Raw genomic sequence first — 18,859 nt, forward strand, 5'->3', positions numbered from 1 at the left:
CAATGACGCTGCAGCACATCGATCGGCAGATCACGGTTCGCCGCAGTGGTGGCGAAACTGGGCTCGGCACCGACTTCCTGAACCTCGGCAGCAAGGCGGCTGTTCGCTTCCTGAAGCGCTACGGCGTGCTTGCCGGCTTCCTGGCGCTCTGGCAGGTGGCGAGCAGCGTCGGCTGGGTCAACGCGGCGGTGCTGCCGCCGATCGACATGATCGTCGTCGCACTCTGGAAGGGGCTTGCCGGCGGCAGCCTGCTCGGCGACATCGCCATCAGCCTGCAACGCGCCGGCATCGCCTTTGCGGCGGCTGTAGCCGTTGCCATTCCGCTCGGCCTGTTCATGGGCCAGGTGCGCCCGGTCGAAACCGCGCTCGATCCGATCCTGCAGGTGTTCCGGCAGACCTCTGCACTGGCGCTCTACCCGGTGTTCATCCTGCTCTTGGGACTTGGCGAGACCTCGAAGATCTTCGTCATCTTCTGGGCGACGCTGTTTCCGCTGCTGCTCAATACCACCAGCGGCGTCAAGGAAGTCGATCCCAAGCTGCTTGAAATGGCGCGCGTCTATGGTGCGAGCCGGCTCACCGTGTTTCGCCGCGTCGTACTGCCGGGCGCCGTGCCGTCGATCTTCGTCGGCTTGCGGCTGAGCGCCACCACCGCGCTGCTGCTGCTGATCGCGTCCGAGATGATCGGTGCCAACAAGGGCATCGGCTTCCAGGTGATGAACGCGCAGTACAATTTCCAGATCCCGCTGATGTTTGCGGCAATCGTCATCCTCGCCGGGCTTGGCCTGATCGCCAACCAGGCATTGGTCACCCTGCAGCGGCGGCTCTGTCGCTGGAGCAATCCTGTCAACTGAGCAGTCCGCCCCTCACCGTTTACCTCCAGGAAGGACCCGATCATGAAAATCACCCGCCGTTCGCTGCTTGCCGGCGCGCCGCTTGCCGCCGGCCTCATCGCCGCCGGCCTGCCGCGCATGGCCTTTGCGCAAGCCGCAGCCGTCAAGTTCCGCTACCTCGCCAGCCGTGGCAGCATCTCCCCGCACGAGCTGGCCGACGAGCTTGGCTACTTCAAAGGGCTCGGCGTCGAGCTGGAGAATGTCGGCTATTCCTCGGGTGGACCGGAATCGCTGTTTGCGCTGTCTTCCGGCAGCGTCGACATCGGCTCGGCCGCCACCGCGGCGGTGATCAACTCAATCTCGGGCGGCAACGACTTCGTCGCGGCGTATCCGAGCAACGGCATCAACAAGGATGTGAAGAGCGTCTTCTACGTGCTGGAAGACAGCCCGATCAAATCGATCGCCGACATTGCCGGCAAGACCATCTCGGTCAACACGCTCGGCGCTCATCTCGACTATACGGTGCGTGAGGCCCTGCACAGCGTCGGCCTGCCGCCGACCGCCGCCAACCTCATTGTCGTGCCCGGCCCGCAGCTTGAGCAGACGCTGCGCTCGCGCCAGGTCGACATTGCCGGCCTCGGCTACTGGCAGGCGACCTTTGCCGGCGCGCTGGTCGCCAATGGCGGCGTGCGCGGCGTGTTCGACGACACGCAGGTGCTCGGCGAGCTCGCCGGCGGCTTCGTCGTACTCAGGCGCGACTTCATTGCCGCCAACCCGGATGCGGCGCGCAACTTCGTCGAACAGTCGGCGCGCGCCTCGGACTGGTCGCGCCAGAACCCGGACGAAGCCCGCAAGGTGCTGGCCACTATCCTCGACAAGCGCGGTGAAAACGGCGATCTCGCCCGCTACTGGACCGGCTTTGGTCTGCGCGAAGGTGCGCAGGCGACCGACCGCGACATCGACTTCTGGGTCGCCGTGCTGGAGCGCGACGGCCGTCTGGCCAAGGGCAAGCTGAAAGCCGCCGACATTCTGTACCGGCCCGGCGAAACCAAGATCAACTGAGCTCTGAAATAGCTGAGAGATGAGATGACCGGTTCCAACCGCGGCGGGGAGGTCTCGATCCGCGACCTGTCCAAATCCTTCAGCCTCGGCGGGCGCCAGCTTGCCGTGCTGCGGACGCTCAACCTCGACATTCGTTCGGGGGAATGCCTGGTCATTGTCGGCGCCAGCGGCTCCGGCAAGACCACGCTGCTGCGTATTCTGGCCGGGCTGGAGGCGGCCGACAGCGGCGGTGTCGCGATCGACGGCCAGCCGGTGCATGGCGTCGGCGCCGAGCGTGCCGTGATCTTCCAGGAGCCGCGGCTGCTGCCGTGGCTGAGCGTGCTCGGCAATGTCGCGTTCGGCCTCGAAGTGCGCGGTGTTCCCAAGAGGCAGGCCGAGGAACGCGCCCGCTTCTACGTCGCCCTGGTCGGCCTTGCCGAATTCGCCGATGCTTTTCCGAGCCAGCTTTCCGGCGGCATGGCGCAGCGCGTCGGCATCGCCCGGGCGCTCACCGTGCAGCCCGAGATCCTTCTGCTCGACGAGCCGCTGGGGGCGCTGGACGCCATGACCAAGATCGGCATGCAGGAGGAACTGGCGCGCATCTGGAGCGAGGAGAACGTCACCATGGTGATGGTCACCCACGATCTGGAGGAGGCGATCTATCTTGCCGACCGGGTGCTGATCCTGCCCAAGGAGAAAGGCGGCGCGGCGCGGTTGATCGACATCGACCTGCCACGCCCGCGCGAGCGCAGCGAGAGCCGCTTCGTGCGCTATCGCGAAGAACTGCTGCGCGAATTCGGCCTGCACTGATCGGGGAAGGGGCCAGCCGTGGCTCCCCCGGAAGATTAGCTCTCGCAATTATTGCTTGGTGAACGTGCCCGTATAGGTTCGGTCGGCAAGCCCATAGGTGACGGCCAGCGTTCCGTCCGCCTGAATGACCGCGCTGACGTCCGCGCCATTGGGAAGGCGCCGCAGTTTCAACGTGTTGCCGAAAATCTTGCCTTCGCCGTCGGCCACGCCCGGTTTGTTGTCGGCGACATCGCCCCAGGCATAGGTGGCGGTGACATTGCCGCCGCGCGTAATCGTCAGCACGGCGAGCTTGCCGTCATACATCCCGTCCAGCTGTCCGCCCCATATGCCGGAAAACGCGACATACTTGGCCGGGACGCCTTCGCCGGGCGGCATAACCCGCACGGATGGATCGAGGACCGCCGCACCATCAGGAGCAGAGATCGCGGCAGGCGCCATGGGCTGAGGTGCGGGCGTTGGCGGCGGCGATGATGGTTCAGGCGCCGACTGGCAGGCGACAAGCACGAATGCCGCGAAACCGAGCGTCGGAAAAAGACTGTTTGGTGGAGCCAATCGGGATCGAACCGACGACCTCTTGAATGCCATTCAAGCGCTCTCCCAACTGAGCTATGGCCCCACTCCGGCAGTCAGCCGTCGCCGTTGCCGGCGAGAGGTCCGGCGCGGGTTTCAGGACCGCGCCGTTTAGTGCAGGCGGCTTCTAACCCCGCCTTCCCTGAAGATCAAGCCTTCGAGGGCCGCTTTTTCGTCATAGCCCGTCAACGCCGCTAAATGCATGCGTTCGAAGCGTTCCTAGACTTCGTCGTCGTCGTCGCCGACGCCGATCATGTCGGCGACGTCGTCGTCTTCTTCCTCTTCGTCGGCAAGGAAAGTATCGTCCTCATCGTCGCCTAGATCGACATCGTCCTCGTCGTCGCCCAGGTCGGGAAGCTCGTCGCCGGCCTTGACGTCTTCGTCGGCCTCTTCAAGCGAGACGACTTCAACGCCTTCTTCTTCCTCGGCGTCCACTTCCTTCTCGGCCACTTCCTCTTCCTCTTCGAGTGCGGCGATCTTGCCGTCCTCGAAATAGGAACGCGGATACGTCTTGCCCGTATAGGGCGAGACGATAGGGTCCTTGTTCAGGTCGTAGAATTTTCGGCCCGTTTCAGGGTCGACACGCTTTGTGCCAAGTTCGTTTTTTGCCACGTCAAGCCTCGTCAGTAAAAGAGTGGTCCCCTTAACCACAGTTTACCGCGCTGTCAAAGCGAAAAGCCGGCGTCACAAAACCAAGCACTGAAAGGCCTCGCGCCAAGCGACGACCATGGGGATGACCATTCGTGCCCGCCGTGATACGAGACCGCCGCAACAAATGAAAAGCGCCGGCGCGCCGGCATTCCGTCCAGGGAAATTCCATGTCTCACGCCGCCGCTGCCAAGCCGGCCACCGCCCGCAAATCATCCGCCCTTTCCGGCACCGCTCGCGTGCCGGGCGACAAGTCGATTTCGCACCGTTCCATGATGTTCGGCGGCCTTGCCTCCGGCGAAACCCGCGTCACCGGCCTGCTCGAAGGCGAGGATGTGATGCGCACGGCGGCCGCCATGAAGGCGATGGGCGCGCATATCGAGAAGCGCGGCGCCGAGTGGGTGATCCGCGGCACCGGCAATGGCGCGCTGCTGCAGCCGGAAGGCCCGCTCGATTTCGGCAATGCCGGTACCGGCTCCCGCCTCACAATGGGCCTCGTCGGCACTTACGACATGGAAACGACCTTCATCGGCGACGCATCGCTGTCGGGACGGCCGATGGGCCGCGTGCTCGAACCCTTGCGCCAGATGGGCGTGCAGGTGCTGAAGGCGACGCCGGGCGACCGCATGCCGATCACGCTGCATGGGCCGAAACACGCCGCACCCATTACCTACCGCGTGCCGATGGCCTCGGCGCAGGTGAAGTCGGCCGTGCTGCTGGCAGGCCTCAACACGCCCGGCATCACCACCGTGATCGAACCGGTGATGACGCGCGATCATACCGAAAAGATGCTTAGGGGATTTGGCGCCAATCTCTCGGTCGAGACCGACGAGCGCGGCGTGCGCCACATCTTCATCGAGGGCCAGGGCAAATTGACGGGGCAGACCATCGCCGTGCCCGGCGACCCCTCCTCGGCCGGCTTCCCGCTGGTCGCGGCACTGATCGTGCCGGGTTCGGACATCGTCATCGAGAACGTGCTGATGAACCCCACCCGCACCGGCCTGCTTCTAACGTTGCAGGAAATGGGCGGCCAGATCGACATCTTGAACCCGCGCAATGCCGGCGGCGAGGATGTTGCCGATCTGCGCGTGCGCTACTCCGAGCTCAAGGGCGTCACCGTGCCGCCCGAGCGGGCCCCGTCGATGATCGACGAATATCCGGTGCTGGCGGTTGCCGCAAGCTTCGCCGAGGGCGAGACGTTGATGCAGGGGCTGGAAGAGCTGCGGGTGAAGGAATCCGACCGACTGGCAGCGGTTGCCAATGGGCTGAAGCTCAACGGCGTCGACTGCGCCGAAGGCGAAGCTTCGCTCGCGGTGCGCGGAAAGCCCGGCGGCAAGGGGCTGGGCGGCCATCCCAATGGCCAGGACACGACGGTGCAGACGCATCTCGACCATCGTATCGCCATGAGCTTCCTGGTAATGGGGCTGGCAACGGAAAAGCCGGTGACCATCGACGACGCCGCCATGATCGCGACGAGTTTCCCGGAGTTCATGGGTCTGATGACGGGGCTCGGTGCGGAGATCGGGTAGGTTGATGCCAAGCGCAAAGCAAGCAGAGATGTCGGCGGGACAGCGCCCCCCTCTGTCCTGCCGGACATCTCCCCCTCAAGGGGGGAGATCGGCCGTCACAGCGGCTTTCGCCAGTTTTCGAAATTGCAGGAAAGAGTGGGGCGCAGAAGCTTCTGATCTCCCCTCTGGAGGGGGAGATGTCCGGCAGGACAGAGGGGGGCGCGAAGGATCGCGGCGTCTGTCTTTCGTGTTGGCCCGCCAATGACCTTCACCATCGCCATCGACGGTCCCGCCGGCGCCGGCAAAGGCACGCTGGCCCGACGGCTGGCCGACCACTACCGCCTCAACCTGCTCGACACCGGCCTCACCTACCGCGCCGTCGCCTATGCGTTGATCCGGCACGCGCTGCCACTCGACAATGTCTCAGCAGCCGAAACCGCCGCACGCCAGGTCGATCTGGCAAAGCTCGACCGTGCGGTGCTGTCGGCGCATGCGGTTGGCGAGGCGGCCTCGAAGGTCGCGATTTACCCTACCGTCCGGCGCATCCTGGTCGAAAAGCAGCGCGATTTCGCCAGGACACCGCCAGGCGCGGTGCTCGACGGGCGCGACATCGGCACGGTTGTGTGCCCTGACGCCGACATAAAGCTCTATGTGACGGCGAGCGCCGAAGTGCGGGCGCAGCGCCGGCTGGCCGAGATCGAAAGCATCGGCGGCACCGCCGATTTCGCCGAAATTCTTGCCGATATTGTGCGCCGCGACGAGCGCGACATGGGCCGCGCCGACTCGCCGCTGAAGCCGGCGGCGGACGCGCACTTGCTTGATACCTCCGAAATGGCTATAGAGGCCGCGTTTCTGGCGGCCAAAGCGATCATCGACGACGCCCTGGCCAAGAGAGACAAAGCCTGATCCAGGGTTTTCCCGCTCCACCGATTGCCGGAAGCGAAGAAAATACCCATATCGGGCACGAACCAGCCTGCCAGCATTCTTCATGCGCCGGAATTGCCGCTTAGGCGGCCCAGGGCTTTTGTAGCCCGGAACGCCGGCAGGCCAACGCAACGCTAACCCACGGCGCCCGTCCCGCTTCAGATGCGGGGCACTCCAGGAGAAAATATGTCAGCTGCAAATCCCACTCGCGACGATTTCGCGAGCCTGCTCGAAGAATCATTTACCACCGGTCACTCCGGCGAAGGTCAGGTCGTCAAGGGCACGATCCTGGCGATCGAAAAAGACATGGCCATCATCGATGTCGGCCTCAAGGTCGAAGGCCGCGTGCCGCTGAAGGAATTCGGCGTCAAGGGCAAGGACTCGACGCTCAAGGTCGGCGACACGGTCGAGGTCATGGTCGAGCGCATCGAAAACGCGCTGGGCGAAGCCGTCCTGTCGCGCGACAAGGCCCGCCGCGAAGAGAGCTGGGTCAAGCTCGAAGAGAAGTTCACCAAGGGTGAGCGCGTCGAAGGCGTCATCTTCAACCAGGTCAAGGGCGGCTTCACCGTCGACCTCGACGGCGCCGTGGCCTTCCTGCCGCGCAGCCAGGTCGATATCCGCCCGATCCGCGATGTCTCTCCGCTGATGCACAACCCGCAGCCCTTCGAGATCCTCAAGATGGATCGCCGCCGCGGCAACATCGTGGTGTCGCGCCGCACCGTGCTCGAGGAAAGCCGCGCCGAACAGCGTTCGGAAATCGTGCAGAACCTCGAAGAAGGCCAGGTTGTCGAAGGCGTCGTCAAGAACATCACCGATTACGGTGCGTTCGTCGACCTCGGCGGCATCGATGGCCTGCTGCATGTCACCGACATGGCATGGCGCCGCGTCAACCACCCGACCGAGATCCTCAACATCGGTCAGACGGTCAAGGTGCAGATCATCCGCATCAACCAGGAAACCCACCGCATCTCGCTCGGCATGAAGCAGCTCGAGAGCGATCCGTGGTCCGAGATCGGCACCAAGTTCCCGATCGGCAAGAAGATCAAGGGTACCGTCACCAACATCACCGACTACGGCGCGTTCGTCGAGCTGGAGCCGGGCATCGAAGGCCTCATCCACGTTTCGGAAATGTCGTGGACCAAGAAGAACGTGCACCCCGGCAAGATCCTGTCGACGACGCAGGAAGTCGACGTGGTCGTGCTCGAGGTCGATCCGGCCAAGCGCCGCATCTCGCTCGGCCTCAAGCAGACGCTCGAGAATCCGTGGCAGGCTTTTGCCGCGAGCCATCCGGTCGGCAGCCAGGTCGAGGGCGAGGTCAAGAACAAGACCGAGTTCGGCCTGTTCATCGGCCTTGAAGGCGACGTGGACGGCATGGTGCACCTCTCGGACCTCGACTGGACCCGTCCGGGCGAGCAGGTCATCGAAGAGTACAATCGCGGCGACATGGTCAAGGCGCAGGTGCTCGACGTCGACATCGACAAGGAGCGCATCTCGCTCGGCATCAAGCAGCTGGCCAAGGATACGGTCGGCGAAGCGGCGACTTCAGGCGAACTGCGCAAGAACGCGGTCGTCACCTGCGAAGTCACCGGCATCAAGGATGGCGGCCTGGAAGTGCGGCTGGTCGACAGCGGCATAGAGACCTTCATCAAGCGCAACGACCTCAGCCGTGACCGTGACGAGCAGCGCCCCGAGCGCTTCTCGGTCGGCCAGAAGCTGGACGCCCGCGTCATCGCCTTCGACAAGAAGACCCGCAAGCTGCAGGTCTCGATCAAGGCGCTGGAAATCGCCGAAGAGAAGGAAGCCGTCGCACAGTACGGCTCTACCGACTCCGGCGCTTCGCTGGGCGACATCCTTGGCGCCGCGCTGAAGAAGCAGGGCAGCTAAGCCGCTTTGCGCGCAGCGCGTAAGCCGCTTCGCGCAAGCGTAAGCCTCGGCTGCGCCTCGCGCGCAGCCTGAACAAGAAAACCCGCGGGCCGCAAGGCTCGCGGGTTTTTCATGCTCGGCTGCGCGATTGGCACTAGACTAAGACTGTGCAACCCCTTCAATTCCACACGCGCGGTTGTAGGCTCGGCCGTCGTTGCAGACGTAAACACGGAAGTCCGGCCCTTCGGGCAACGGAGAAGCATGCGCGATGAAGGTCGTCGAACTCTATCGCTATCCGGTCAAGAGCCTGCGCGGCCATGCCGTGCCGAGCGCCGACATCGAGACAATGGGCATGGAAGGCGACCGCCGCTGGATGGTCGTCGACAAGGATGGGCAGTTCCTCACCATTCGCCAGATACCTGATATGACGACGATCGACGTCGAGCATCGCGGAACGGGCATCCTGTTGAAACATGACAGGCATGGCTCGCACTTCGTCGAGGCTCCGGCTCCCGGCACCGCGCTCCGGCAAGTCAAGATCTGGAAGGATATGGCTGCCGCGCGGCCGGGCGATCCGGCCGCCGGCGCCTATCTCTCGGCTATTCTTGGCCGGCCTGTCGATCTCGTCTATTTCGACGATCCGCAAAACCGGCCGGTCGATGCGGAATTCGGCCAGCCCGGCGATTTCGTCGGCTTTGCCGACGGTTTTCCGCTGCTGATCGCCACGACAGGCTCGCTGAACCATCTGAACAGCCATCTTGCCAGGCCCATCGAGATGGCGCGGTTCCGGCCAAACATCGTCGTCGACGCAGAAGGCGCATGGCCTGAAGACAGCTGGAAGACGATCCGCATCGGCACGGTGGAGTTGCGGATCGCAAAGCCCTGCTCGCGCTGCGTCATCACCACCCGAGATCCGTTGAGCGGCGAGCAGCCGGACCCGCGCGAGCCGTTGCAGACGCTTGGCAAACTCCACTGCTCCGCCAAGGGCGGCATCATCTTCGGCCAGAATGCGATTCCCAACAACGCCGGCGCGATCGCCATCGGCGACGCAGTCGAGGTCGTGGAAGCGGGCGTCTCGAACCTGACGTAGTCGCAGGCCTTCTAATGCCGTGGAGGCGTCGGCGGACGCCATGATTGAATGGCCAACCTCCGCTGTAGACTCAGGCGAGGTCGGCAAAGGCCGCCATCGGAAGCCAAACCAAATGAGTCGCCTGCGCGGCGGAACTTCAGGCGCGGCCGTAAAGTGGCGCCAGCGTTCCGCTCATTGCCAGATTGGCCGGTGATGCCAGATAGGCGATTGCCTCGGCGGCGGCTTCGAGGCTGACCCATTTGCCGAAATCGGCATCCGGCATGTCGGCGCGGTTGGCCGGCGTATCGAGCGTCGAGGGCGCCACCGCGTTGACCAGTATGCCTTTGTGCTTCAGCTCTTCCGCCATCGCCACGGTCATCGCCGCCACTGCCGCTTTGCTCGCGGTATAGGCGACCATGCCGGCGCCTCGGCGCGGGTCGAGCCCGGCGCGTGCCGTGACATTGACGATGCGGCCCGCTGTGTTCGAGCCCAACATGGAGCGCACTGCCGCGCGGCAGCACAGAAAGGCGGTGCGGGCGTTGGTGTCCATCATTTCGGCAAAGGATGCGGATTCGATTTTCTCGACGGGGGCCATGGCAAAGCCGCCGGCCAGATGGATGGAGGCCCACAATTCGGGAACGCTGTCATAGAAGGCATCGACCTTGGCAGGATCGGCGAGATCGACATTGTGCGCCAGCCGGACGCGATCATGGGCCGCGAAGGGGAAATGCGTGGGGGCCGACGCGTGGGCATTGGGCACATGGCAGATCGCGCCGTCCGCCAGCAATTTGCCGACGACCGCGGCACCCAGCGCCCCGGTGCCACCGGTCACCACGATATGCTTGCCCTGAACTGTTTCCGTCATCCTGGACGCTCCTGTCGTTTCTTATGATTATGTCGCTTGTCGTGCCGACCCGACGCAGAGCGTCGCGCCTTTTGCACGATCACTCAACCGACATCTCGACATGGCAGTTGTTGCGTCTTTGCATCGCTCGAAGCCGCCGACCGCCCCTTCCGACCCCCGCGCATGGACGTACGGCGCGCGGCCAGGCGTCAGTCGATGGTGATTTCGATGACGTGAGGCATGCCCGTTGCGCGTGCGCGTTTGAGCGCATCGGCGAGACCGGCAGTACCGGCAAGCCGTTCGGCTGATATGCCGTAGGCATCGGCCAGCTTGCAGAAATCCGGCGGCGCCGGGGACACGCCGACCGGCTCGACGCCGACATCGAGCATCGACGTTTCGATCTCGCGATAGCCTCTGTTGTTCCAGACGACGAAGATGACCGGTGCGGGTGCATCGAGCGCCGCGCCCAGCTCCGGCAAGGTGAACTGAAAGCCGCCGTCGCCGGTGAGGCAAACCACCGGCACGCCGGGCGTGGCGAGCGCTGCGCCGATCGCCGCCGGCGGCCCGTAGCCGAGCGCGCCGAAACCGGTGGCGGCGTTGAACCAGCCGCCTGGCCGGTCATGGTCGTAATAGAGATTGGCGGCGTAGATCGGCTGCGTGGAATCGCCGACGATGATGGCGCCCGGCAGTGCGTCGCGGATGGTTTCCACCGCACGCACCTGCGCGGCATAGGCCGGGCTGAGCTCGGCAAAGGCCGCCTTCCTCGACGCGGCTGCGCGGCTCTCGCCGTCCTTCGCTGCGGCATGATCAGGGTGGAGCGCGCCTAGCAGTGCACCAAGCGCCTCCGCGCAATCGGCCTGGATGCCGACGCTCACCGGGCGGCGGGCGAGCTGGTCGGCGCCGATATCGATGCGGATCAGATTGGCGGGCAGCACGAAGCCGCCGTCGCTGTAACCGTCATAGTCGGTCGGGCCGAATTCGGTGCCGGCGGCGATGACCAGATCGGCGTCTGCCATCAGCGCACGCACCGCCTTCAGGCTGGGGCTGGCCGGCACGCAAAGCGGATGCGCGTGCAGCAGACCGCGCGCATTGGCGGTCTGGACGACAGGTGCGCCGAGCCGCTCGGCCAGGCGCTGCAGTGGCTGTTCGGCGCGCTTGGCGCCGCCACCGGCAAGGATCAGCGGCCGGCGCGCGGCTGCGATCAGTTTGGCTGCCTCGGCAATGGCTGCGCCATCCGGCGCCGGCGGCGCTGCATTGGTGAGCGAAGCAGCGATGCCGTCGGCCGGTTTGACCATGACGTCGGTCGGGATCTCGATATGGACGGGGCCCGGCCGCGACGACGAAAACAGCGCGAAGGCCCGCGCCAAAGCGCCAGGCAATTCGCTGGCCTCGGTGACACGCTGCGAAAACAGCGCCACCTTCTCCATCATGCCGCGCTGGTCCGGCAGTTCGTGCAGGAAGCCCAGCCCCTTTCCCAGCGTCGGCATCGCGTTGACGCCCGAAATCACCAGCATCGGCACCGAATCGGCGCGCGCCTGGCCCATTGCGGTGATGGTGTTGGTCAGCCCCGGTCCGGTGATGACAAAGGCAACGCCCGGCCGGCCGCTGGCACGGGCATAGCCGTCGGCCATGAAGCCGGCGCCCTGTTCGTGACGCGGCGTGACATGGCGTATCTTTGAACGCGCCAGCCCGCGGTAAAGCTCGACAGTGTGGACGCCAGGAATGCCGAAAACGGTGTCGACGCCATGCGCTTCGAGCAGCGTGATCAGCGCTTCGCCGATGGTGGTCATGGCTTCTCTCCCTTTTGCGGTGCGAGGCCGAGCTCGGCCTCTATGGCTTTGACGCCGATCGCCGCCAATTCGCCAGGCGAGAACATCTCTGCGGCCATACAGCCTTCGATCCAGAGCCCGTCGATGATCGCGTTGATGGCAATGGCATGGCGGCGCAGTTCATTTGCGTTTGGCCTGCGCTGCTCGGCGCCGAGCACTTCAGCAACGACTGCTTCCACCTCGTTGCGAAAGCCAAGATAGCCTTCGCGGTGGGCGCGAGCCAGGCTCGGATCCGCGCCGGCGCGGCCGATGAAGGTTGCCCAGAGCGAAAACACGCGTGCATCGATGATCGGGGCGTTGAGGTTGGCGGTAACGAAGGCCGCAAGGCGCTGGCGCGGCGCGGCGTCTTCCATGAGCAATGCTGCCTTCGCCTGCTCGGTCATACGGCCCATCACCGCCGCGTACGCTTCCTGCAGCAAGTCTTCCTTGCCGGGGAAATAGTGCCGGATCAGCCCCGCGGTGACGCCGGCGCGCAGTGCGATGGTGCGCAGGCTGGCGCCCTCCAGCCCATGTTCGGCCACGCTGTCCAGGGTCGCGTCGATCAAATCCTGCCGCCGCCGCTCCTCGCCCTCGCGGCGGAACTTGCGGCGCTCATTCATTGCCGCAGGATGGGCCGCGTCAGGCATGTCGGCCCACCTTCGCAGGCGATGCAGAGGGCATCCGCCTCGAAGATTTGAACCGTGCAGCCGGCGGCTTCCATCGCGGCCTTGGTCTTGGGAAAGCCGGCGACGGCAATGACCTTGTGCGGGCTGGTCGGCAGCACGTTCAGGCTGAGGCCGTTGGACGCGGCAAACTCTTCGGCGTCGCCTTCCACCAGCCGGATGCCGCGCGCCTTCAGCAACTGATAGAACGGCGCCGGCAAAAGCGGTGAATAGACCAGGGCCAGGTCGTCGGCCAGCGGGCTGATCACCGACATCAGATGCAGGCACGCCTCCTCGCCCTGCCACAGCGGCAGATCGAAGCCGTAGACGGAAATGCCGAGCGGCGTCAGCAGGTTGGAAACCTGCTGTATGCCTTCCTGGTTGGAGCGCACCCCGCGCCCGATCACCAGCGTGCTGGCATCCAGCCATACGCAATCGCCGCCTTCGACCTGGCCGGGAGCCTGGACGCGGCCGAGGATGGGAATACCCAGGCGTGTGTAGGTTTCCTCATGCAGCGATGGCTCCCGGGCGCGCAATGGCTTGCCCATGGACAGGATCAGCGCGCCGCGGTCGGTCATCAGCGACGGGTCGTGGGTGAATACGGAATCCGACAGCCCGTCGGCCTTGTCATCGATCCATTCGATTTCGGCGCCGGACGCCGTCACCAGCTCAGCGAGAGCCGCGTGCTGCGCCGCCGCTTTCGCCGGGTCGAAACCCGGGCCATAGTGCCAGGTAGCCCGGTCGGCACCGCGCATGGCATTGGCCGCCGACCGCATCAGCACGCGCCGCAACGGCGCCGCCATGGATTGTGATCCGAAAGCGCTCATCAGTGCCCTTTTCAATGCCGTGTTCAAGGTGAAAAAAATGGAAAAATTTTCATCGGAGGCTATTTATACACTTGCACAATAAGGCCGCAAGTGCCGTAATGAGCGGGATTGACGGGCTCGCGCTGTTGGGTCCATGCTGAAGTCTGGAGTGGGCATTACAGCGTATGTTGATTAGCCGGATAGACGTTCGACGATCTGCCGTGGACCCTGTGGCAGAGGTTCCCCGGTGAGCGCGGCGGGAACCGCCGCAGTCCAATCCGGCAAGGCGCAGGACGGCGCCGCCGAAGCCATCCATGTCGAGAACCTGCACAAGAAATTCGGCCATCTGCATGTGCTGAAAGGCGTTTCGCTGTCGGCGCGCGACGGCGAGGTGATCGCCATTATCGGCGGCTCGGGTTCCGGCAAGTCGACGCTGCTGCGCTGCATCAACTGCCTGGAAAACCCGACCAGCGGCATCATCCGCGTCAATGGCGAGGAGATCAAACTCAAGGCCGACAGCCACGGCCACACCGTGCCCGCCGACCGCCGGCAGATCGAACGCATCCGCGCCAAGCTCGGCATGGTGTTCCAGAACTTCAACCTGTGGAGCCACATGACGCTGATCGAGAACGTCATCGAGGTTCCGGTGCATGTTCTGGGCGTCAGGCGCGACGTGGCGATCAGGGAAGCCGAAAAGCTTTTGGCGCGCGTCGGCCTGGCCGAAAAGCGCGACGTCTATCCGGCCTATCTCTCGGGCGGCCAGCAGCAGCGCGCGGCGATCGCTCGCGCCCTGGCCATCAACCCGCGCGTCATGCTGTTCGACGAGCCGACCTCGGCGCTCGACCCGGAGCTGGTCGGCGAGGTGCTGAAGGTGATCGGCGACCTGGCGCGCGAGGGCCGCACCATGGTGCTGGTCACGCATGAAATGAAATTCGCCCGCGAGGTCGCGACCCATGTCGTCTACCTCTGCAACGGGCTGGTCGAGGAAGAGGGGCCGCCGGAGCAGATATTCGGCGCACCGAAATCCGAAAGGCTGAAGCAGTTCATCCGCAACATCGGCTAGGACAAGCCGGGACGGAAGAAAACCGGGAACCAACAACAAACTGGGAGTCGTGACATGAAGACTGTTCTGAAAACATTCGCCGCAGCGCTGCTGCTCGGCGTTGCCGCCATGGGCGTGGCCAAGGCCGATCCGGTCAAGATCGGTGTCGCCGCCGAGCCCTATCCGCCCTTCACCTCGCCGGACGCTTCCGGCAAATGGGTTGGCTGGGAAATCGAGTTCATCGACGCCGTCTGCGCCGAGGAGAAGCTCGACTGCGTCATCACGCCTGTCGCCTGGGACGGCATCATCCCGGCGCTGACGACCAAGAAGATCGACGTCATCGCCAGTTCGATGTCGATCACCGCCGAACGCGAGAAGACCATCGACTTCTCGGATAAGTACTACAACACGCCGACCGCCATCATCGGCCCGAAGGACCAGAAATTCGGCGCCACGCCGGACGATCTCAAGGGCAAAGTGCTCGGCGTGCAGGTGTCGACCACCCATTCGGCCTATGCCAAGAAGCATTTCGGCCCCACGGCCGCCGAGATCAAGGAATACCAGACCCAGGACGAAGCCAACAACGATCTGGCCGCAGGCCGCCTCGACGCCGTCCAGGCGGATTCGATCGCGCTCGACGCATTCCTGAAGTCGGACCAGGGCAAGGCCTGCTGCGATCTGAAGGGCATGGTGGCTCCGGACGATGAAGTGCTCGGACCGGGCGTGGGCGCCGGCGTGCGCAAGGAAGACACCGACCTTAAGGCCAAGATCAACGCCGGCATCAAGGCGATCCGCTCGAACGGCAAATATGACGAGATATCGAAGAAATACTTCGATTTCGACATTTACGGTGGTGGCGGCGCGCAGTCGAACTGACGATCCTCGCATGAGCTGAGGGGCACGGCGCCAACGCCATGCCCCTCCTGCCCGACCTTTCCCAGACATGCTGCCACCGACGCTGCCGTCGGCGGTGGTTGAAGCCAGCAATCCGGGGGCGACGCTGATCGACGCACTTCTTTCGGCCTCGGCGGCCGGCATCATAGAACTTCTCTCGCCCAATCCGCCGGGCTGGGGCGGCACGCTGTTGCTTGGGCTGCTCCATTCGATCGAGATCGCGCTCGGCGCCACGGTCCTTGGTCTCCTGATCGGCACCGGTGGCGCCTTTGGCAAACTTTACGGCGGGCCGGTCGTACGCGACTTGCTGGCGGTTTACACCACCATCGTGCGCGCCGTGCCCGAACTGGTGCTGATCCTGCTGCTCTATTATGCCGGAACAGACCTGATTAACCAGGCGCTGACGGCAATGGGCTACCAGCGCGTCGACGTCAGCGGCCTTGCGGCAGGCATCGCCGTGCTCGGCTTTGTCCAGGGCGCCTATTCGACCGAAGTGATCCGTGGCGCCATCCTGGCCATACCGCAGGGCCAGATCGAAGCCGCTCGCGCCTATGGCATGTCACCCGGGCTCATGCTGCGGCGCATCACCTTGCCGGCGATGCTGCCCTTCGCCATACCCGGGCTCGCCAATCTGTGGCTGATCGCCACCAAGGATACGGCCCTTCTGGCAGTCGTCGGCTTTTACGAACTGGCGCTGGCGACGCGGCAGGCGGCGGGCGTCACCAAAGCCTATTTCACCTTCTTTTTCGCCGCGGGCGTGCTCTATCTCATCTTGTCGCTGGTCTCCAACCTGCTCATCGGCCGCCTCGAGGCCTGGTCGCGGCGCGGTATGCCGTCGCTCAAGGATGCGCGCTGATGGCCGGAGAAGCGATCATCATCAATGTTGCCGCGCGGACGTCGCTGTGGCTGCAGCCGCATCGCATCGTGCTGATCCTGATCGCGATCGGGCTGGTGCTGAGCGCCGCCTTCTTCATGCGCTGGGACTGGCTGCCGCAATATTATGAAATGGGGCTTCTCGGCATCTGGCGGTCGCTGTGGATCCTGGCCGTCACCTGCTTTCTCGGCTTCCTGCTCGCCGTGCCGCTCGGGCTCGCGCAGGCCGCCGGCTTTTTCTGGTTTTCCGCGCCCGCCAGGACATTCTGCACCGTCATCAGGGGCACGCCGCTGCTGATCCAGCTATGGCTGCTCTATTACGGGCTGGGCTCGCTGTTTCCGCAATTTCCCTGGATCCGCGAATCCTGGATGTGGCCGTATCTGAGGCAAGCCTGGCCTTATGGAGTGCTGGCGCTGACCTTGTCCTTCGCCGGCTATGAGGGCGAAGTGATGCGCGGCGCCTTTGCCGGCGTGCCGAAGGGGCAGTTAGAGGCGGCCCGCGCTTTCGGCATGAGCCGCTGGAAGATTTTCCGCCGCATCTGGCTGCCGCAGGCCATCTACCGGGCGCTGCCGACGCTGACCGGCGAAACCGTGCTGCAGCTGAAGTCGACGCCGCTGGTGGCGACGATCAGCGTCATCGACATCTTCGCAGTCTCGTCCAAGGTCCGGCAGGACACCTACCTCACCTACGAACCCTTGCTGCTTTTGGCGCTGATCTACATGATCATCACCGGCATACTGGTGTTTGCATTCAGCAAGATCGAGGCGCGCATACCGAACAAGGTGGGCTAGGGAATAGTGAGTAGGCAGTAGTGAGTAGTCAGCATATGACCGGGAAACCGCTTGCTTTCGCTACTCCCTACTGACTACTCCCTAATCACTCACCACCAATCGGGTCCGCACCATGCAACTCTCTCTCGACCAGGCAACAGGGCTGTGCCGGATGGCGGCGCTCGGCGCCGGCGCCAATGAGGAGGCGGCGAAGTCGCTCACCGCCTCGATCATTGCCGCCGAGGCGGAAGGGCTTTCGACCGTCGGGCTGACCCATTTCATCGATTACCTCGAAGCGCTGGAAGCCGGCCGCATCGACGGCAATGCCGATCCCGTGATCACCAGGCCGGCGCTCGCCGTCTATCAATCCGATGCGCGTGGCGGCCTCGCCCATACCGGCTTCGACCGCACCATCGACGACCTCGCCAAGGCGGCAAAGCTGTTCGGCGTCGCCATCTTCTCGCAGAAGAACGCTTATACCTGCGGCGCACTAGGCTATTTCACTGGGCGTCTGGCGCAGCTGGGATTGGTCTCCTTCGCCGCCACCAACGGGCCGGCGGTGCTGGCAGGCTCGGGCTCGGTCAAGCCGGTCTATTGCACCAACCCGATGTCGTTTGCGGCACCCGCCGCCGATGGCGCGCCGCTGGTCATCGACCAGTCGTCGAGCGCCACCGCCTTCGTCAACATCCGCAAGGCGGCCGAGGACGGCAAGAAGATCCCCGAAGGCTGGGCGCTGGACGCCAGCGGCAATCCGACCACCGATCCGGCCGCGGCCATGAAGGGCGCCATGCTGGCCTTCGGCGGCCAGCGTGGCGCCAACATCGCGCTGATGGTCGAAGTCCTGGCTGCCGGCCTGTCGGGCGCCAACTGGTCGCTCGACGCGCCGTGGTTCTCCGGCGGACCGGACAGCCCCGGAACCGGCCTGTTCGTGCTCGCTGTCGAGCCCAAGCTGCTCGACCCGGATTTCGAGCAGCGCATGAAGGACCAGCTCGACCGGCTGCGCCGGCGCTTTGGCGTGCACGTGCCGGGCCGGGCGCGGGCCGAAGCGGCCGAGAAGGCGCAGGCGCGCGGCATCAATGCCTCCAAAGCCGTAGTGCAGCGCATTTCCGAATTCGCCGAGCGCTATTCGGGCTGAAGCAGTCCTGCGACAACGAATTTTTACGCGACCTGGCTGAACCTTTCTACCGATCGCAACGACCAATAGCTGCCGGGTCGGGTTTGCCCGGTCGGTGTCTTCTGTCGGATGCGTTTAGGGCCCGGGCGGGCGTATGCCGTCTCAGGTTATCCGCCGCGTTGCGCTCTGTCCCGACAGTTGCGTCACCCGGAAAACCCCGCTTCGGCGGGGTTTTCTGCGTTCGTGTTAACTTGACTTGCCGGAACCATCGGGCGTTTGCGAGAGGTCATCACAACAACAGGAGCTACGATGTCCGCAACCACCGACGCTCCCGCGGCAGACTGATCATTCCGGTGTTTGGCCGCCTGTATTCGTCGCTGCATGATGGCGCCGAAACCCTTCTGCGCGTCGTCGCCGGCGGGTTTCTCACCATTCACGGCTCGCAGAAGATCACCAACCCTTTCGGCGCCGAGATGGTCGAAGGGCCTCGGCTTCTATCCCGGCGCGTTCTGGTCGTTGCTTTTGTCCTGCACCGAATTCTTCGGCGGCATTCTGATCGCCATCGGCCTGTTGACTCGGCCCGCCGCCTTTGCCGGCATGATCGTGCTGCTGGTCACCGTCTGGTTCCACTGGATCACTGTCGGCCAGGGCTTTTCCGGCGCTGAAAAGTCGCTGCTGTGGGCGGCGATCCTGCTGTTCTTCGTCATCCGCGGCGGCAACCGCCAGTCGTTCGACGCGCGCATCGGCGAGGCGTTCTGAAGGGTCTATAAGAGGGTGGCAGC

At 64.5% G+C, this 18,859-nt stretch carries 19 protein-coding genes, 1 tRNA gene and 1 pseudogene; 14 read left to right on the forward strand and 7 right to left on the reverse strand.

From position 1 onward, the window contains the following. The first annotated feature begins 2 nt into the window (after positions 1-2). From NKK50_RS23420 to NKK50_RS23430, 3 genes are read left to right on the forward strand one after another with little or no spacing between them, the layout of a single operon-like run. The gene (locus tag NKK50_RS23420; RefSeq protein ID WP_023711343.1) at positions 3-851 is read left to right on the forward strand and encodes an ABC transporter permease; all 849 of its coding nucleotides are present in this window, start codon (positions 3-5) and stop codon (positions 849-851) included. A gap of 42 nt (positions 852-893) precedes the next feature. Next, on the forward strand, positions 894-1,892 hold the full coding sequence (locus NKK50_RS23425; protein WP_023732650.1) for an ABC transporter substrate-binding protein: 999 nt from the start codon (positions 894-896) through the stop codon (positions 1,890-1,892). Between the two features lie 24 nt (positions 1,893-1,916). After that, entirely contained in the window at positions 1,917-2,681 is a 765-nt protein-coding gene (locus NKK50_RS23430) for an ABC transporter ATP-binding protein (protein WP_023683542.1), read from the forward strand. Between the two features lie 48 nt (positions 2,682-2,729). Here NKK50_RS23430 and NKK50_RS23435 read toward each other — a convergent pair whose 3' ends face one another. From NKK50_RS23435 to NKK50_RS23445, 3 genes are all read right to left on the reverse strand, one after another. Further along, on the reverse strand, positions 2,730-3,119 hold the full coding sequence (locus NKK50_RS23435; protein WP_023683541.1) for a hypothetical protein: 390 nt from the start codon (positions 3,117-3,119) through the stop codon (positions 2,730-2,732). Between the two features lie 102 nt (positions 3,120-3,221). Then, a tRNA-Ala gene (locus tag NKK50_RS23440) sits at positions 3,222-3,297 on the reverse strand. A 173-nt stretch (positions 3,298-3,470) separates the two neighbouring features. Then, positions 3,471-3,863 (reverse strand): TIGR02300 family protein, encoded by a 393-nt coding sequence (locus NKK50_RS23445; RefSeq protein ID WP_023683538.1) that lies wholly within the window; start codon positions 3,861-3,863, stop codon positions 3,471-3,473. A gap of 206 nt (positions 3,864-4,069) precedes the next feature. On the opposite strand from NKK50_RS23445, the gene aroA reads away from it, so the two are divergent. The 4 genes from aroA (at position 4,070) to NKK50_RS23465 (ending at position 9,284) form a co-directional block, all read left to right on the forward strand. Beyond that, positions 4,070-5,428, forward strand: a complete 1,359-nt coding sequence (gene aroA, locus NKK50_RS23450; protein WP_023671314.1) for a 3-phosphoshikimate 1-carboxyvinyltransferase — start codon at positions 4,070-4,072, stop codon at positions 5,426-5,428. Between the two features lie 240 nt (positions 5,429-5,668). Then, on the forward strand, positions 5,669-6,313 hold the full coding sequence (gene cmk / locus NKK50_RS23455) for a (d)CMP kinase (RefSeq protein ID WP_023671315.1): 645 nt from the start codon (positions 5,669-5,671) through the stop codon (positions 6,311-6,313). A gap of 204 nt (positions 6,314-6,517) precedes the next feature. Beyond that, positions 6,518-8,215: a 30S ribosomal protein S1 gene (gene rpsA, locus NKK50_RS23460; protein WP_023671316.1), complete on the forward strand. Its 1,698-nt coding sequence runs from the start codon at positions 6,518-6,520 to the stop codon at positions 8,213-8,215. Between the two features lie 247 nt (positions 8,216-8,462). After that, positions 8,463-9,284: an MOSC domain-containing protein gene (locus tag NKK50_RS23465; RefSeq protein WP_023742298.1), complete on the forward strand. Its 822-nt coding sequence runs from the start codon at positions 8,463-8,465 to the stop codon at positions 9,282-9,284. 136 nt (positions 9,285-9,420) lie between these two features. On the opposite strand, the gene NKK50_RS23470 is transcribed toward NKK50_RS23465, so the two are convergent. The 4 genes from NKK50_RS23470 to NKK50_RS23485 form a co-directional block, all read right to left on the reverse strand. After that, positions 9,421-10,128 (reverse strand): SDR family NAD(P)-dependent oxidoreductase, encoded by a 708-nt coding sequence (locus NKK50_RS23470; protein ID WP_023742299.1) that lies wholly within the window; start codon positions 10,126-10,128, stop codon positions 9,421-9,423. Positions 10,129-10,316: 188 nt separating this feature from the next. Then, positions 10,317-11,897 carry a 5-guanidino-2-oxopentanoate decarboxylase gene (locus NKK50_RS23475; protein WP_023834788.1) on the reverse strand — a complete coding sequence of 527 codons (1,581 nt, stop codon included), beginning with the start codon at positions 11,895-11,897 and terminating at the stop codon, positions 10,317-10,319. Further along, positions 11,894-12,562 carry a TetR family transcriptional regulator C-terminal domain-containing protein gene (locus tag NKK50_RS23480; RefSeq protein WP_023834789.1) on the reverse strand — a complete coding sequence of 223 codons (669 nt, stop codon included), beginning with the start codon at positions 12,560-12,562 and terminating at the stop codon, positions 11,894-11,896. The genes NKK50_RS23475 and NKK50_RS23480 overlap by 4 nt, the downstream gene beginning before the upstream one ends. Beyond that, positions 12,532-13,404 carry a dimethylarginine dimethylaminohydrolase family protein gene (locus tag NKK50_RS23485; RefSeq protein ID WP_023725952.1) on the reverse strand — a complete coding sequence of 291 codons (873 nt, stop codon included), beginning with the start codon at positions 13,402-13,404 and terminating at the stop codon, positions 12,532-12,534. Before NKK50_RS23485 ends, NKK50_RS23480 begins: the two co-directional genes overlap by 31 nt. On the opposite strand from NKK50_RS23485, the gene NKK50_RS23490 reads away from it, so the two are divergent. The 7 genes and pseudogenes from NKK50_RS23490 (at position 13,331) to NKK50_RS23520 (ending at position 18,836) form a co-directional block, all read left to right on the forward strand. Continuing rightward, positions 13,331-13,486, forward strand: coding sequence for a hypothetical protein (locus NKK50_RS23490; RefSeq protein ID WP_196815015.1), 156 nt, complete (start codon positions 13,331-13,333; stop codon positions 13,484-13,486). The two genes, NKK50_RS23485 and NKK50_RS23490, sit on opposite strands and share 74 nt — an antisense overlap. A 144-nt stretch (positions 13,487-13,630) precedes the next feature. Then, positions 13,631-14,446, forward strand: coding sequence for an ABC transporter ATP-binding protein (locus NKK50_RS23495; RefSeq protein ID WP_023671322.1), 816 nt, complete (start codon positions 13,631-13,633; stop codon positions 14,444-14,446). Positions 14,447-14,500: 54 nt separating this feature from the next. Next, positions 14,501-15,301, forward strand: coding sequence for a transporter substrate-binding domain-containing protein (locus tag NKK50_RS23500; protein WP_023671323.1), 801 nt, complete (start codon positions 14,501-14,503; stop codon positions 15,299-15,301). Positions 15,302-15,509: 208 nt separating this feature from the next. Further along, entirely contained in the window at positions 15,510-16,175 is a 666-nt protein-coding gene (locus NKK50_RS23505; protein ID WP_032893169.1) for an ABC transporter permease, read from the forward strand. Further along, positions 16,175-16,984, forward strand: a complete 810-nt coding sequence (locus tag NKK50_RS23510) for an ABC transporter permease (protein ID WP_023745830.1) — start codon at positions 16,175-16,177, stop codon at positions 16,982-16,984. Before NKK50_RS23505 ends, NKK50_RS23510 begins: the two co-directional genes overlap by 1 nt. Positions 16,985-17,096: 112 nt before the next feature. After that, on the forward strand, positions 17,097-18,098 hold the full coding sequence (locus NKK50_RS23515) for an Ldh family oxidoreductase (protein ID WP_023745829.1): 1,002 nt from the start codon (positions 17,097-17,099) through the stop codon (positions 18,096-18,098). Positions 18,099-18,386: 288 nt separating this feature from the next. Further along, positions 18,387-18,836, forward strand: a pseudogene (locus NKK50_RS23520) (DoxX family protein). The last annotated feature ends 23 nt before the right edge of the window (positions 18,837-18,859 follow it).

It is taken from the genome of Mesorhizobium sp. M0001 (assembly GCF_040324255.1).
GTDB lineage: Bacteria > Pseudomonadota > Alphaproteobacteria > Rhizobiales > Rhizobiaceae > Mesorhizobium.

Bases quoted from the DNA above. Each gene is read 5' to 3' on its own strand.
- NKK50_RS23420 (WP_023711343.1), top strand. From the start codon at position 3: ATGACGCTGCAGCACATCGATCGGCAGATCACGGTTCGCCGCAGTGGT.
- NKK50_RS23425 (WP_023732650.1), top strand. From the start codon at position 894: ATGAAAATCACCCGCCGTTCGCTGCTTGCCGGCGCGCCGCTTGCCGCC.
- NKK50_RS23430 (WP_023683542.1), top strand. From the start codon at position 1,917: ATGACCGGTTCCAACCGCGGCGGGGAGGTCTCGATCCGCGACCTGTCC.
- NKK50_RS23435 (WP_023683541.1), bottom strand. From the start codon at position 3,119: ATGGCGCCTGCCGCGATCTCTGCTCCTGATGGTGCGGCGGTCCTCGAT.
- aroA (WP_023671314.1), top strand. From the start codon at position 4,070: ATGTCTCACGCCGCCGCTGCCAAGCCGGCCACCGCCCGCAAATCATCC.
- cmk (WP_023671315.1), top strand. From the start codon at position 5,669: ATGACCTTCACCATCGCCATCGACGGTCCCGCCGGCGCCGGCAAAGGC.
- rpsA (WP_023671316.1), top strand. From the start codon at position 6,518: ATGTCAGCTGCAAATCCCACTCGCGACGATTTCGCGAGCCTGCTCGAA.
- NKK50_RS23465 (WP_023742298.1), top strand. From the start codon at position 8,463: ATGAAGGTCGTCGAACTCTATCGCTATCCGGTCAAGAGCCTGCGCGGC.
- NKK50_RS23470 (WP_023742299.1), bottom strand. From the start codon at position 10,128: ATGACGGAAACAGTTCAGGGCAAGCATATCGTGGTGACCGGTGGCACC.
- NKK50_RS23475 (WP_023834788.1), bottom strand. From the start codon at position 11,897: ATGACCACCATCGGCGAAGCGCTGATCACGCTGCTCGAAGCGCATGGC.
- NKK50_RS23480 (WP_023834789.1), bottom strand. From the start codon at position 12,562: ATGCCTGACGCGGCCCATCCTGCGGCAATGAATGAGCGCCGCAAGTTC.
- NKK50_RS23490 (WP_196815015.1), top strand. From the start codon at position 13,331: ATGGCATTGGCCGCCGACCGCATCAGCACGCGCCGCAACGGCGCCGCC.
- NKK50_RS23485 (WP_023725952.1), bottom strand. From the start codon at position 13,404: ATGAGCGCTTTCGGATCACAATCCATGGCGGCGCCGTTGCGGCGCGTG.
- NKK50_RS23500 (WP_023671323.1), top strand. From the start codon at position 14,501: ATGAAGACTGTTCTGAAAACATTCGCCGCAGCGCTGCTGCTCGGCGTT.
- NKK50_RS23510 (WP_023745830.1), top strand. From the start codon at position 16,175: ATGGCCGGAGAAGCGATCATCATCAATGTTGCCGCGCGGACGTCGCTG.
- NKK50_RS23515 (WP_023745829.1), top strand. From the start codon at position 17,097: ATGCAACTCTCTCTCGACCAGGCAACAGGGCTGTGCCGGATGGCGGCG.